This is a genomic window from Algoriphagus sanaruensis (assembly GCF_001593605.1).
Lineage (GTDB): Bacteria > Bacteroidota > Bacteroidia > Cytophagales > Cyclobacteriaceae > Algoriphagus > Algoriphagus sanaruensis.
Map to the genome: position 1 here is coordinate 3574430 of NZ_CP012836.1, position 13776 is coordinate 3588205.

Annotated in this window: 11 protein-coding genes; 6 read left to right on the forward strand and 5 right to left on the reverse strand. The window is 42.4% G+C overall.

The features are described 5' to 3' along the window. Positions 1-5 precede the first annotated feature (5 nt). Positions 6-2294, forward strand: a complete 2289-nt coding sequence (locus AO498_RS15580) for a xanthine dehydrogenase family protein molybdopterin-binding subunit (RefSeq protein WP_067549715.1) — start codon at positions 6-8, stop codon at positions 2292-2294. 46 nt (positions 2295-2340) lie between these two features. Here AO498_RS15580 and AO498_RS15585 read toward each other — a convergent pair whose 3' ends face one another. Further along, the gene (locus AO498_RS15585; RefSeq protein ID WP_067549717.1) at positions 2341-2829 is read right to left on the reverse strand and encodes a cupin domain-containing protein; all 489 of its coding nucleotides are present in this window, start codon (positions 2827-2829) and stop codon (positions 2341-2343) included. A 155-nt stretch (positions 2830-2984) separates the two neighbouring features. Between AO498_RS15585 and AO498_RS15590 the strand changes: the two genes are divergently transcribed. Beyond that, positions 2985-3872 (forward strand): PIG-L deacetylase family protein, encoded by an 888-nt coding sequence (locus AO498_RS15590; RefSeq protein ID WP_067549719.1) that lies wholly within the window; start codon positions 2985-2987, stop codon positions 3870-3872. A gap of 7 nt (positions 3873-3879) precedes the next feature. On the opposite strand, the gene AO498_RS15595 is transcribed toward AO498_RS15590, so the two are convergent. Then, entirely contained in the window at positions 3880-5340 is a 1461-nt protein-coding gene (locus AO498_RS15595; protein ID WP_067549721.1) for a CotH kinase family protein, read from the reverse strand. A 383-nt stretch (positions 5341-5723) separates the two neighbouring features. On the opposite strand from AO498_RS15595, the gene AO498_RS15600 reads away from it, so the two are divergent. After that, on the forward strand, positions 5724-6002 hold the full coding sequence (locus AO498_RS15600) for a hypothetical protein (RefSeq protein WP_148660265.1): 279 nt from the start codon (positions 5724-5726) through the stop codon (positions 6000-6002). A 20-nt stretch (positions 6003-6022) separates the two neighbouring features. On the opposite strand, the gene AO498_RS15605 is transcribed toward AO498_RS15600, so the two are convergent. Beyond that, positions 6023-6418 (reverse strand): DUF302 domain-containing protein, encoded by a 396-nt coding sequence (locus AO498_RS15605; protein WP_067549724.1) that lies wholly within the window; start codon positions 6416-6418, stop codon positions 6023-6025. A gap of 210 nt (positions 6419-6628) precedes the next feature. Here AO498_RS15605 and AO498_RS15610 point away from each other — a divergent pair, with 210 nt between their 5' ends. From AO498_RS15610 to AO498_RS15620, 3 genes are all read left to right on the forward strand, one after another. After that, positions 6629-8638 (forward strand): glycoside hydrolase family 3 protein, encoded by a 2010-nt coding sequence (locus tag AO498_RS15610; RefSeq protein ID WP_067549726.1) that lies wholly within the window; start codon positions 6629-6631, stop codon positions 8636-8638. Positions 8639-8829: 191 nt separating this feature from the next. Beyond that, complete coding sequence (locus AO498_RS15615) at positions 8830-9204, forward strand: hypothetical protein (protein ID WP_067549728.1); 375 nt, start codon at positions 8830-8832, stop codon at positions 9202-9204. A gap of 66 nt (positions 9205-9270) precedes the next feature. Beyond that, positions 9271-11532: a TonB-dependent receptor domain-containing protein gene (locus tag AO498_RS15620; RefSeq protein ID WP_067549730.1), complete on the forward strand. Its 2262-nt coding sequence runs from the start codon at positions 9271-9273 to the stop codon at positions 11530-11532. Between the two features lie 63 nt (positions 11533-11595). On the opposite strand, the gene moaCB is transcribed toward AO498_RS15620, so the two are convergent. Continuing rightward, a complete protein-coding gene (gene moaCB, locus AO498_RS15625; RefSeq protein ID WP_067549732.1) occupies positions 11596-12507 on the reverse strand; it encodes a bifunctional molybdenum cofactor biosynthesis protein MoaC/MoaB in 912 nt (303 codons plus the stop codon). Beyond that, positions 12508-13755, reverse strand: a complete 1248-nt coding sequence (locus AO498_RS15630) for a pyridoxal phosphate-dependent decarboxylase family protein (RefSeq protein WP_067550573.1) — start codon at positions 13753-13755, stop codon at positions 12508-12510. Positions 13756-13776 lie beyond the last annotated feature (21 nt).

Below are 13776 nucleotides of genomic sequence, written 5' to 3' on the forward strand. Positions count from 1 at the left end.
AGCTTATGAAAAATTTTATCCCAGTGTTTAAGGAAAAAAATAAATCTGCCGAGGATCGATCAAAGGTATTCATAGCTTCTCGACGAGATTTCCTAAAAATCGGATCCCTCGCAGCAGGTGGTTTTGTCTTAGGAGTCAATTTCCAATGCTCAAGTCCAAGTGGAGAAGTAATCACCTTTGCCCCAAATGTGTATATATCCATAGGATCAGATAATGTGGTCACCTTGATCGCACACCGATCTGAAATGGGCACAGGGATCAGAACATCCTTGCCGATGATTATGGCGGATGAGTTGGGAGCCGATTGGAATGCAATCAAAATTGTTCAGGCTGAAGGAGATGAGGAAAAATATGGCAATCAGAATACCGATGGCTCATTTTCAGTTCGGATGTTTTTTGAACCGATGCGAAAAGCTGGAGCAACAGCAAGGGAGCTTTTGATTCAAGCGGCTGCCTCTAAATGGGGCGTAGATCCTGCCGAATGCTACACTGAAAACTCAGAAGTACACCTGAAGGAAAGCCGAAAAAAAGTCAAGTTCGGGGATTTAGTAGAAATCCTTCCTACTCTCCCACTTCCTGACGCGAACAGTGTAAAAACAAAGGATTTGGCGGAATACAAATTGGTTGGAACCGATGTAGCCATCTATGATGCTAAAGACATAGCGACAGGAAAGGCAGTATTTGGTGCGGACGTGGACTTACCCAATATGCAGATCGCAATGATCGCAAGAAGCCCAGTCGTAGGTGCAAAAATCCTTTCTTATTCGGATGAAAAAGCATTGGCCATTCCAGGGGTGAGTCAGGTAATTAAAATTGAAGGTGCAGGAATCCCAGCAGGATTAGACAAGCCTTTGGAAGGTTTGGCTGTATTAGCTTCAAATACTTGGGCTGCCAAAAAAGGCAGAGAGGCCCTGGAAATTGAATGGGATTTAGGACCAAATCAAACCTACAACTCAGCAGAACAACTGGCTGAAATGGTTCAATCCACTCAGAAACCCGGAAAGGTAAGACGAGAACGAGGGAACTTCAATAGCGCTAAATCCAGCGCTAGTAAGGTCTTGGACAAAACATTTCAAGCTCCATTTTATGCCCATGCGACGATGGAACCCATTGCAGTCATTGCCGAATATCGCGGAGATGGCTCAATCGAAATCTGGGCACCCACTCAACATCCTCAATGGGCCCGAGGTGCTGTGGCAGGAGCTTTAGGCCTTGAATTGGAAAAAGTAAAAATGAACGTCACACTGCTGGGAGGTGGATTTGGGAGAAAATCCAAACCTGATGCAGTGGTGGAAGCAGCGCTTCTTTCTAAAGCTGCTAAAGTTCCGGTTCGAGTTCAATGGACCCGAGAGGACGATATTCATCACGATTTTTACCATGCTCAAAGTGCGCAGCGAATTGTTGCTACGCTAGATTCTTCTAATCAACTGACTGGCTGGAACCATCATACCGTTTTCCCTGCAATTGGAGCTACCGGAAATCCGGATGAACTTCATCCTTCCGATGGTGAATTAGGTTTGGGTTGTACTGATTATCCATTTGATGTTCCAAATCTTCGAATTGAAACGCACGAGTCCAAAGCTCATACACGAATCGGCTGGCTTCGCTCGGTGAGTAATATTCACCATGCTTTTGCTATCCAATGCATGATGGATGAGATAGCAGAAATGAGAGGAAAAGATCCGATTGAGCAGGCCATCGAACTCTTAGGCGAAGATCGAAACTTGAGTTTTGCAGAAGAAACCGGTGGAAAATATGAAAACTATGGGGAGAAAATCGAAGACTTCCCATGGAATACCGGGAGAATGAAAAAGGTGATTCAGGCCGTAGCGGAAAAATCTAACTGGGCGGCTCAAGTGGCTGCTGGCAAAGCAGTGGGATTTGCCGCGCATAAGAGCTTCTTGACCTATGTGGCTTGTGTCGTTTTGGTAGAAAAGGATGCCAACGGACGATTGACGATCCCGGAAGTACATTATGCGGTAGATTGTGGAATCCCTGTAAATACGGATCGAATCAAGTCTCAATTTGAAGGAGGAGCGCAATTTGCTACCAGTTTGGCGATGACTTCTGCGATTACGTTCGAAAATGGCCAAGTACAGCAAAACAACTTTGATTCGTATCAAATCATCCGAATGCCACAGGCTCCAAAGAAAATTGAAGTACATATCGTTTCAAGTACCGAAAAACCGACTGGGGTGGGTGAACCACCAGTTCCGCCTTACATTCCAGCGTTGGCAAATGCCGTTTATAAGTTGACAGGAAAGCGGATTTACAGTTTGCCGTTCAGCATCTAAGAAAAAACCAAAAAGCCATCCCTGGGGATGGCTTTTCTTTTAATTCTTATCGACCAAAATCATCCTGAAGCCTTACGATATCATCTTCATCTGAGGGATTTTCACGGTCAGTATGTTGCCAGATTTCAGCGACGACGCACCAATTTTCTAAGCCTATTAATCGGTGTCTTTCTCCCTGCTGCAATTTGATTTTATCTCCTTTTTTCAAAACAACTCGACCTTGTTCTTCATCAGTCAGGCTGGTGGCTACAGCCACTTCACCTTCAATGCACCGCCAAATTTCAGCTCTACGAAAATGGTATTGCCAACTCAACCGCATTTCTGGAGCCACCAATAAAATTTTGGGACTGAGTTTTCCTGAGATTTTCAAGGAGTCAAGATCTTCCTCTGGAAAAAATTCAGCTGCAAATTCTTTCGCTTGATCCTCATTGATTACCAAAAATCCACCCCAAGGTCGATCTCGATCTTGCTTGACTACTTCAAGCCCCAGACTTTCCATCAAGGCAATCGCCTTTTCAAAAATTTCTTGCTTCATTTTTTACAATTCTAACCTGAGTGATTTCTACATTTCTTCACTCCTGCAAACTTAAGATATCATTAACCTTTATCAGTGGCAAATTTCCATTTCTTAATCTTTATGAATTAAATTTCAGATAAAGACCCAAATTTCTATCTGATATTCCCCTCAAAATGAAAAAAATCAACCTCATATTGGCATTTTCCCTTCTTTCGCTTAATCTGACTTTCGCCCAAGAAAAACCCCTTCGGATTCTAATGATCGGTGCACATCCAGATGATTGCGATATCAAGGCCGGAGGCACAGCAGCCTTATTTTCAAAAATGGGTCATGAAGTCAAATTCCTTTCTGTGACAAACGGAGATGCCGGACACATGGAAATGGGAGGTGGAATACTGGCCAAAAGAAGATACGCAGAGACTCAGGAAGTGGCTAAGCGTTTGGGGATCCAATACGATGTATTAGATAATCACGATGGGGAATTGTTACCAACCTTAGAAATCCGACTCGAGGTGATTCGGAAAATCAGAGAGTGGGGTGCCGATGTGGTTATTTCTCACCGACCCAACGACTATCATCCTGATCATCGGTATACTGGAGTCTTGGTTCAAGATGCCGCATTTATGGTAGGAGTTCCAAATATTGCAGCAGACACGCCTCCTCTTCGGAAAAATCCGATTTTCCTTTATTACCAAGACAATTTTCAAAAGCCAAATCCATTCTCGCCAGATGTGGTAATTGACATTACTTCGGTCATCGATCAGAAAATAGCGGCACTTGATGCCCATACCTCCCAGTTTTATGAGTGGCTTCCGTGGATTGGCAATGAAACAGATGTCATCCCTGAGGGAAAGGAAGAGCGGATCACATGGCTTAAATCCAAACGAGCTTTGGCCCCGAATCAAGCTGTAAAACAGGCACTTGAAAACTGGTATGGAAAAGAAAAAGCCTCAGCAGTAGAATTTGCTGAGGCATTTGAAATTTGTGAATATGGAAGCCGGCCTACTCAAGCGGATTTATTACGCTTATTCCCGATGATTTCGAATCAAAAGGAACAGTAGGTCAAGGTTACCAGGACCCTATTTCTGAATCCATCCAAGCACTTCGTTGATTGATATAATCCTTCAGAGAAATGATAATTCCATCATAATCAACTCCTAGGCCCTTGTCCCATTTGGCATAATTTCGTTCTACGGCGCCATTGGTTCTCAGGTAACTGACTGCATCATCTACTACTTTTTGGAGACTAGCATTACTCCAGACATCCTTTCGAATGGCATTCCAACGAGTTTTCACCTGTTGACGAAATTGTGGATCAGCCAATAATTTGGGCCACCAAAAATGAATCATCCATGGATCATTGGATACATAGTTATTGTAATTCATGACCCAACCATCCATTGGAATTCTTCCTCCCTCATCAAATGCGAGATTCATATCCCAAACTGGCCCCATTTCAAGTTTACCATCCCGATTTTTTACCAAATAGGTACTGAGACGATAGGCATCCACATTTCGAGTTAGTTCATTGACCAGAAAATAATCTACAAATGTGCTTACCTCAATGTAATCTGTGTAAGTCCGCAAATCCGAAGAAAAATCATCAGCAAGGAGTGCTGCCTCAAACTCTTCGATGTAATTCGCGATGTAGTCCTTTTGACTTGCGGTAATATCTTCAGCCTTGGGATATTCATACGTAAAGTAGGTTTCTAGAAACTGCTGAGGATGATAAGGAGCACTATAGGCTGGAAATGTGAGTCTATTCCCATTGATGTCATAATTACTCCTGAAACTGTTTTGAGCAGTATATCGAGCATCATCTTCCCAATTATTCATAAAGTATGAAATCGGCTTTCCATCATGCTCAGGACCTGCATCGGCTTTGTCAATTTTTAAAATATAGCCCCCTGTGAGATTGGTCGAAGCTTCATTGAGCGATTTGATATCGATTCGATTGGAATCTCTTTTCAATTTTTCCTGAAGGAGATAGACTCCCAAATATTCCCCGTTGACCTCGAGTTCTACAAATTTTCCTCGACTCGCATACTTTCCAATCATTCGGGAAAACTCGTAACCCACATGATTAAAGATCAAACTTCGATCCCAAGCATATTTTTCATTCAAATTGACCACATGACCAACAAATCTCCAGTCCTCCTCTGCAGGTAATCCCAACAGCTCAACGTCCACCCCTTCTCCAGTGCCATCCACCGTTTCAAAATTATATCCTTTCTTGTCAGAAAGCCGAAAAGATGTTTTCCCTCTAAACTCGATATTAATCCCTTGAGTGAGCTCTAATTTTTTCTTGTTGTAGATTTTCATTTCTGCCAATACTCCTGGCTCGTAAAGGATTTCCTTGCCCTTGGTATCGACTACGATATATGGAATTTGACTGTCTTTGGTATCAACTGCAAATACAACTCCGTCATCACCTTTGACAACAGGAGCAATTTCTGGATCCTTGCAGCCAAGAAGTAGCAACATCAGAACCCATCCAAACAGACTCCACTTTTCTAAAACTCGATTCATTTAACTTCAATTTTTTTTGAAAATATACTCCTGATTTGGAATTACCTGCTTTTCCTTCCCAAATGTTTTAAAAGGGAGAAATAATCTTGATATGAGATTTAGAAAATCAGATGACATCTACTAGAGGGAAACTGATAGGCTTGGCTAAAAATGTGGATAACTATCCTGCAATTGTTCCAAAAAATACCCAGTTGTGGGTATTTATACCTGACTATCCTTGTTTAGTATTGAAACATCGAAAGAGGAAAAATCGCCCTTCAACCTTTCCTTCCTTAAACTAACACCAAAAACCAGCTAAAACACCTTTCGGCTTTTATGCTTGAGGGAATGGAAATGCACAGCAGATGATCGCTAATTCTTCAATACCAAAGAAAATTACCCAAATGAGTTCGATCTATTTTCAGCACGAAGTCAGAAAATACCTCCAAGAAATGAGAGGTAAAATTGAGGCTGTGAAAATGAATAATGATGATCAAAAATTTTTTGAAGATGCATTTTCCAAAATCAATAGTTTACTGGAAAAAGCGGATCGATTGGAAAAAACCAATGAACGCCTCTACCGAGAAGCGCTTAACCAAGCTCTGGTCATCCGCCTAAAAGCATTTCTGAGATTGGACGACTTGATTGCTGATCAAGCCAAGAAAAACCACTCCAATCTATAAAGCTTCGAATTCGATTTCGATCATTCGGAAATTGAATCCAGCATTTTCATCAGCTTTGTTCTCACCTCTCCTGCCAAAGATTCGATTTCAGGATTATTAACTACAGCCATCGCAGCAGCTGGATCCATCACTGAAACTTCAAAAGAATCAGCTCCTAGACTTCGAATCGTTACATTACAAGGCAAAAGTGCACTTACATGGGGTTCTGCACTTAGGACCTTATCCGCAAACACCGGATTGCAAGCACCCAAAATCAGAAATGGAGGATAGTCTTTATCCAATTTCTTTTTCATCGTAGCCAAAATATCGATTTCAGTAAGGATCCCGAATCCAACCTCCTTAAGGGCAGCTTCCACCTGATGACGAAGGCTCAAAATATCTGGGGCGATCACAATTTTTGATTGGTAATAGTTCATAGTGATATCTTTTTAGGATGTTCAAGTTAATTTTCAGCTGATCCAAACAGTCAGAAAGTCTCAAATCCCAATCAAATTCCTAAGTTTTCAATAAACCTTCAGTAACCTGAATCACAGGAGTGAAATCGTTTCCGTAATTGGCTCGGTTCTCCACTTTAAATAAGCGTCTGAAAATCGGAGATTTAAAACAACATTATTCCCTTATCATCCATGAGAATTAAATCTATTGCGACCCTAATTTGCTTTGTAGCACTCTACTCCTGCAGCCAAAAAGTGGAAATCCAGCAACCAGAGTTGGGCTTTCGATCTGTCCCAATCTTGGAAATCGATCAACTCAAGTTTAAAGATTTAAACAAAAACAATACTTTGGACTCATATGAGGACTGGAGGTTGCCGGTTGAGGATCGAATCAACGATTTGATTTCTCAAATGACTTTGGAGGAGAAAGTTGGATTTATGCTAATCAGTACCACCCGATTGGATGGAGATTTTTCCTTTCAACCAGGAGCACCTAAAGCAGAAGTCACTTCGGGATTTAATGAGGAGGATTTGATCCAACAGATCAATATGTTCACTCGAGAGCCTCTTTCCTATCCCTTGATGTTTGCCTCAGGTACAACCAAAGGTGTACGCGAGCGAAATCTCCGCCATTTTATCCTTCGAGTAAATACCAGTGCGGAAATCATGGCCGAATGGAGCAATAATCTACAAGCACTTTGCGAAGACACTCGTTTGGGAATTCCCGCAATTGTGGCCTCTAATCCAAGGAACCATATTACCATGGATGCCGCAATCGGCTTAAGCCAAGGTACCACCGTGTTTTCCAAATGGCCTGGAGAATTGGGACTTTCTGCGATGCAGGATTTAGGAATGGTTCGAAAATTTGCAGATATCGCTAGACAAGAATGGGCTTCTGTAGGAATTCGAAAGGGCTATCAGTACATGGCAGATTTAGCCACCGAACCAAGATGGCAACGAAATGAAGGTACTTTCGGAGAGGATGCCGATTGGGCAGCGGCTGTTATTCGAGAAGTGGTTCTTGGATTTCAAGGTGAGAAACTTGGTGCTAGTTCAGTCGCATTGACCACAAAACACTTTCCTGGAGGTGGACCACAAGTAGATGGTCAAGACCCTCATTTCGCATTTGGCCAAGATCAGCATTATCCTGGAGGGATGTTTGAATACCATCTGAAGCCTTTCCAAGCGGCAATTGATGCTGGAACTTCAGCCATCATGCCCTATTATGCAAAGCCGATCGGAACCGAATTTGAAGAAGTCGCTTTCGCTTATAACAAGCGAATCATCAAGGACCTGCTTCGTGATAAAATGGGCTTCCAGGGAATTATCAATTCCGATACCGGTCCTATTGAGATGCAACCATGGGGAATGGAACAATACACCATCGAGGAGCGCTACGGAAAGGCTATTGATGCAGGAGTAGATTTGTTTTCTGGAACAGGAGATCCGACTCAACTCCTAACTGCAGTGAAAATGGGCTATGTCACCGAAGAGCGAATCAACGAGTCGATCTTCCGATTGTTAAAGGAAAAATTTGACTTAGGATTATTTGAAAACCCTTATGTTGATCCAGAAAAAGCATCACAGCTTGTCGGCAATCCAGAATTTCAAGCGGCAGGAGACCTGGCGATGAGAAAATCAATTGTTCTCCTGAAAAACGATCAAAACCTGCTTCCAATCGCGAGCAAAACCAAGGTGTATTTTGAAACTTATTTTGAAGGATCGCCTGACCAAACCCCTCAAACAGCATTTACCACAAATTCGGTTAATTGGGACTTTGAATTGGTTCAGAATAAGGAAGAAGCAGACCTAATCGTGCTTTGGCTCAACCCTCATTTCAACTCACTTTTCAGTTCCGATGGCTCGAAGATTGACATCCGACTAAGTAATAATAAAATCGATGTGGGCTATGTCAACACTACGCTCCAATCCAAGCCAACCATTACAGTAATCAACTTTACCAACCCATGGGTAATTTCAGAAATTGACAATCCAAACCTGCACACCTTACTTGCCACTTTCGGGACTACTCCCGAGGCAATCTTGGATGTACTTAGTGGAAAAATCAAACCAAGTGGAAAGCTTCCATTTACCATTCCAGCTAATGTGGAACAAGTTGAAAACAACCTTTCGGATGTGCCTGGATCCAAAGAAAAAGAAGGTTATGCCTTGTTTAACTATGGACATGGATTGAGTTATTAATTTGGAAAAACAATTAAAAAAAGGGAACTGCAAACTGAAGCGGTTCCCTTTTTTATTTCCCCACTACTTTGAAAAGCTGACTTTTATCACTCGTAGTTACGAGTTAAATGTTTCTCGGAATTCTAATTTTGCAAAGCGAGAGTAACCAAAATCACCAATCTCCCTCCTTATAATTTCCAACTTGCGACTGAGTGCGTAGTCCTTGGATTCATATTGTCTTGATCCTGCTCATTCTTCAAAATGGAATGGGCTATTCTTTAATTCAAACCCAATTTTACTTAGATCGGGAGGAAATTACTGCGCTCTACTGCGTCAATAAGGATAAACCTGAACTTCAATGTGACGGAAAATGTGAATTGGGAAAGCGGTTATCGCAAGCTAAGGATTACCAAGAAAACGAGGCAGAAATTACACTCGAAGAGCTCTCCCTCACTTTCCTGCATACCAAAGAGGAGATTCAGGTAACCCAACAAAAGGTTAAAATTCCAATCATTCACCAAGGCTTTTATTCGATCCTTCAGAACTCGGAAAGAGGTCTGGATTTTTTTCACCCACCCAAAGGATAAGTGGTCTTCTTTTAGAAACCTACCCCATGTAAGTTTCTTTTTTCCAATTCACTTATTTCTAAATCAATGAAAATCAATCATTCCAGGTTTTCAAGGATAATTATTATCCTTGTCCTGACCTTCTATACCCTGACGACACTAAGAGCTCAGGAAAAAAAATCAATTCAGATTATCGACCAAGAGACTGAAACCTCAATATCCAATACCCATTACAGGTATGGCAGTCAAAAAGGCATTTCAGACGAGTTGGGCAAAATTTATTTAACGCAAGAACCTGAAGCATGGCTTTTCCTTTCCCATGTAGGGTTTGGAACCTGGTCACTTAACCCAGAGCAGGTTCAACTCGCCTTAGCTTCAGGAAAAATCCTACACAAGGAGTTGATATATTCTCTCCAGCCGGTGTCTGTTATTTCCTTAAAAATGCAGGACGACAAGGACAAATCGGTATTAATTTCTGAGCAGGAGCGGCTACATCACGATGCTGGCGCTGTTCTCAGTTTAGATCCGGCTGTTTCAGGAATTCGGAAGAGTGGCAATTTTGCCTTTGATCCTGTCTTACGGGGATTTAAATACGACCAACTTAATGTAGTGATCAATGGTCTCCAATCTGCAAACGCCGCTTGCCCAAATCGAATGGACCCCCCAACCTCACAGGTTGCTCTTAATCGAATCAAAAATGTTGAAATCCTCAAAGGTCCACATGCTCTTCGCTATGGCATTGGACTCGGAGGTACAATCAATTATGTCCAAGAATCCCCAAATTTCTCGGATCAATCGGGAATGTACGGACGGGCCTCTACCCTTTATGAATCAAATGGCTCCATTTGGAGAAATGAAGGGCGAATAGGCTTTCAAGGAAAAAAATATGACATAGGATTTCTGGGGAGTTATTCCTCAGGATCAGACTATGTAGATGGAAGCGGAAACACGATCTCTGGAAATTTCAACCGAGGAACACTTGGACTTTATGCGGATTTGCAGCCCAAAAAGGAAGACTTGATTCAATTTTCAATTAACCGAAATTTTGCTCGTGATGTAGCATTTCCCTCCTTGGGAATGGATTTGCGGACAGATGACACTTGGATGACAAGCCTAAAACATAGTCATGCAATTACCGGAAAATCGCTGATCAATTGGACCAATTCAGCATTTTTCACCCAAGTCAATCACCTCATGGACAACTTGCTCCGTGAACCCCGAATGATGGATATGAGCACTCCTGCCAAGACCACCACGTATGGGTTAAGAACTGAAGGGGAATGGAAATTTGGTCTTGGAAAACTATTTGCAGGAGGTGATTTCAAGCAAGAAGGAGCAGAGGGAGCCCGAAGCCGAACCGCGCTAATGGGTCCCATGGCTGGAAAAACGTTCTATGATAATGTCTGGCAAGATGCTCAAATTCAAAAAACAGGTTTATTCACCAACTACCTGTTTCCGATAGGTTCCAGTATTATTTCGGCAAGTGCACGCATCGAAATTAACCAAGCATCCGCTAAGTCACCCAGTGAACAATTTGTCTTAATCCATCCTGAAAATCAAAACACCCAATTCAACCCTGGAATCAGTTTGGGAATGCAAAGGGATTTGGGAAAGGCATTTAATTTGGAAATTTGGGGAGCACGAGTTCAGCGAAGCGGTAGCCTATTAGAGCGATATGCAAATTTTCTCGCAGTAGGATTAGACCCTTGGGAGTTGGTTGGAAATCCTCAAATCAAGCCTGAAACCAATTATGAACTGGACGCAGTCCTTGGATATACTGGTGAGAATCTCGCCCTGGAATTGACTTGGTTTGGAGCTTACCTGACAGATTACATCACCTCAGAGAAAACGGATTTTAAACCTTTACTCCCAACCAGTCCAGGAGTTAGGCAGTACATCAATATCGACAAGGCTATTAAAACAGGGGTTGAGTTTAATCTCAAACACCAAATAGGCAACCTAAGTCAGACCTTGGGAATGGCATATACCTATGGACAAGATTTAGAACTAGCTGCCCCACTTCCAGAAATAGCCCCTTTAGACCTTCGCTATTCATTGAGAGGATATTTTTTGGAAAGAAAACTTCAAACAGGCATCAATTTGAGACATGTTTTGCCTCAAGATCGAGTTTCAAAAGCATTTGGAGAAGGGAAAACTCCAGGCTTTACCTTATTGGATATAGATGCCTCCTATCCTATCGGAAAGCTTCTACTTCTAAAGGGAGGAGTTCAAAATCTTTTGAACGAGACCTATTATGAGCACCTCTCTCGACCTATTGGAATGAATAAAACCCCGATGTATGCACCGGGGAGAAACTTATTTTTGATGGTCAGCTTTAAGTTTGACTGATCTAGATAGACCTGTCAGGTTTTAAGAACCTGATAGGTCTTTTTTTATACCCTCATTCTTTTTTCAATCATGCCGCTTTCCTTCCATTACTTTAAAAACATGAAGGAATGCAGGAAAAATCGCATCGATGGATTCGCCCGCGCCTGAACTTGATCCTGGAAGCGCTAAAACAACGGAGTCGCCGATTTGACCAACCAATGACCTGGAAAGCATGGCATAAGGTGTTCGCTGTTGACCATAGGATCGAATTGCCTCCTCAATTCCTGGAATTCGCCGGTCTATAATTTCAGCCAAAGCTTCGGGGGTAATATCCCGAGGGGAAAGTCCAGTTCCGCCGGTAAACACGATTAGGTCAATGCCTTTCATCTGCGATTCCTTCGCCAAGGATTGAATCTGGTCTCGATCATCAGGAATGATCAATTTATCTACCACTTGAACTCCGTGCTTTTCCAACTTCTCTCGAATGATTTCTCCGGCTCGATCTTCCCCTTTTCCCGCAGAAATGGTATCCGAGCAAACCACAATCCGCGCGGAGATAGATTTTGTAACTCCTGGAGTTCGATCTGATTTCCCACCTCGTTTTTCAACTAATTTAATTTGCTCGATAGTCACACCCTTATCGATTGGCTTGAGCATATCATACATGGTCAAAGCCACTACCGATGCTGCATGCATGGCTTCCACCTCCACACCAGTCTTATATATGGTATGGATTTCTACAAAAATGGTGACCTCCATATCCGATACTTCATAGTTTACCGAAGTGAATTCGACAGGAAGCGGGTGACAATCTGGAATCATATCAGCAGTTCGTTTGGCGGCAAAGAGTCCAGCCACACGAGCACATTCCAACACATCCCCTTTAGGAACGGTACGATTTCGGATCGCCTCGATGGTTTGAGGAAGACTTACTCGGACTATAGCTTGGGCAATTGCTTTTCGAAGGGTATTGGATTTATATGTGATATCTACCATTTAGTTGGAATTAAGTGTTTTAGCCTCCACAAGATCTTGAATGAAATCTTTGAGGTGCTCGATTTCGACATGATCCATCAAGACAATTTTATACCATTGATTAGACTCGTCATGGGTTTGGGGAACAAGATTGTATTTACGGGCAATAGCAGCAGGAACGCATTCGGATCGAATAGTCACGATATTCATTTCAGGCTCTCTGAAATAAGTAATCCCTAAGTCATCCAAATGCCTGCAGAGCCAATTGGTTCTCATTTTAATGACTGAAATTTTCTCAAACCACTTATGCGGACCATAGGTAGTAAGAATTACCCAAACGGCAACCGCATTGGCACCTGACCTACTACCACATAGCGTCAAATCCATCCCTTCCACGTACTTGGCCTCCTCGGTGAGCACATTTTCAATCAAGCCTTTTCGACAAACAAAAATTCCCGTTCCATATGGCGCTTGTAGCATTTTGTGTGCATCAATGGTGATCGAAGAAATATTCGGATTGGTGAAATTGATCTGATTTTCAAAATCTCCAAAAGGATAGATAAAACCACCATAAGCCCCATCAATATGCAATCGAAACGGCAAATTGTACTCTTTCAAAACCTCGATATACACATTTGGATCATCTACTGAACCAAACATCGTCGTCCCCATATTGGATACGACTATGAAAAACTTTTTCCCCTTAGCTAAACTCTGAGCCACACCTTCTCTGACCGCCGAAGCAGTAACTTCTCTACTTTTGGGGTCTACGGATATTTTTTCCCAGTCCAACATCAAGAGATTAGCTGCTTTCGGGATGGAATAATGAGTGTCCTCTGATGCCAAAATCACAACTTCCTCGAGTTTGGCTTGATGCTTTTTGATGAATTCATTTCGATAAATCCACATGGCTTGGATATTCGCTTCGGTGCCTCCCGGTGAAATATACCCATCAAACTGGCCCTCTTCAATCTTGAATAAATCAACTGCCATCATACTCAATACTTCTCGCTCGATAGCTTGTGTGCCTCTAAAGGCAAACTCCGAGGTCCCAAAAGTATGGCAACCGATATGGTTTGGGTTAGCGACGAAGGTGCTAAGCACTGGAGCTTCTCGAAGAAAAATAGCATCATTGGAAAAGACTTTATCGTCTAGTCTCGATGCTGGATATCCTAAACTTGCGTCTTTGTAAAAGTCAACGTTGTCTTTTAAGGCTTGTTGGACGCGATGAAGTCTCTCCTCGGGAGTCCACTTCTTCCAAAATTTCATCGCAATGTGCATGGTTTGCTG

Bases quoted from the DNA above. Each gene is read 5' to 3' on its own strand.
- AO498_RS15580 (WP_067549715.1), top strand. From the start codon at position 6: ATGAAAAATTTTATCCCAGTGTTTAAGGAAAAAAATAAATCTGCCGAG.
- AO498_RS15585 (WP_067549717.1), bottom strand. From the start codon at position 2,829: ATGAAGCAAGAAATTTTTGAAAAGGCGATTGCCTTGATGGAAAGTCTG.
- AO498_RS15590 (WP_067549719.1), top strand. From the start codon at position 2,985: ATGAAAAAAATCAACCTCATATTGGCATTTTCCCTTCTTTCGCTTAAT.
- AO498_RS15595 (WP_067549721.1), bottom strand. From the start codon at position 5,340: ATGAATCGAGTTTTAGAAAAGTGGAGTCTGTTTGGATGGGTTCTGATG.
- AO498_RS15600 (WP_148660265.1), top strand. From the start codon at position 5,724: ATGAGTTCGATCTATTTTCAGCACGAAGTCAGAAAATACCTCCAAGAA.
- AO498_RS15605 (WP_067549724.1), bottom strand. From the start codon at position 6,418: ATGAACTATTACCAATCAAAAATTGTGATCGCCCCAGATATTTTGAGC.
- AO498_RS15610 (WP_067549726.1), top strand. From the start codon at position 6,629: ATGAGAATTAAATCTATTGCGACCCTAATTTGCTTTGTAGCACTCTAC.
- AO498_RS15620 (WP_067549730.1), top strand. From the start codon at position 9,271: ATGAAAATCAATCATTCCAGGTTTTCAAGGATAATTATTATCCTTGTC.
- moaCB (WP_067549732.1), bottom strand. From the start codon at position 12,507: ATGGTAGATATCACATATAAATCCAATACCCTTCGAAAAGCAATTGCC.
- AO498_RS15630 (WP_067550573.1), bottom strand. From the start codon at position 13,755: ATGAAATTTTGGAAGAAGTGGACTCCCGAGGAGAGACTTCATCGCGTC.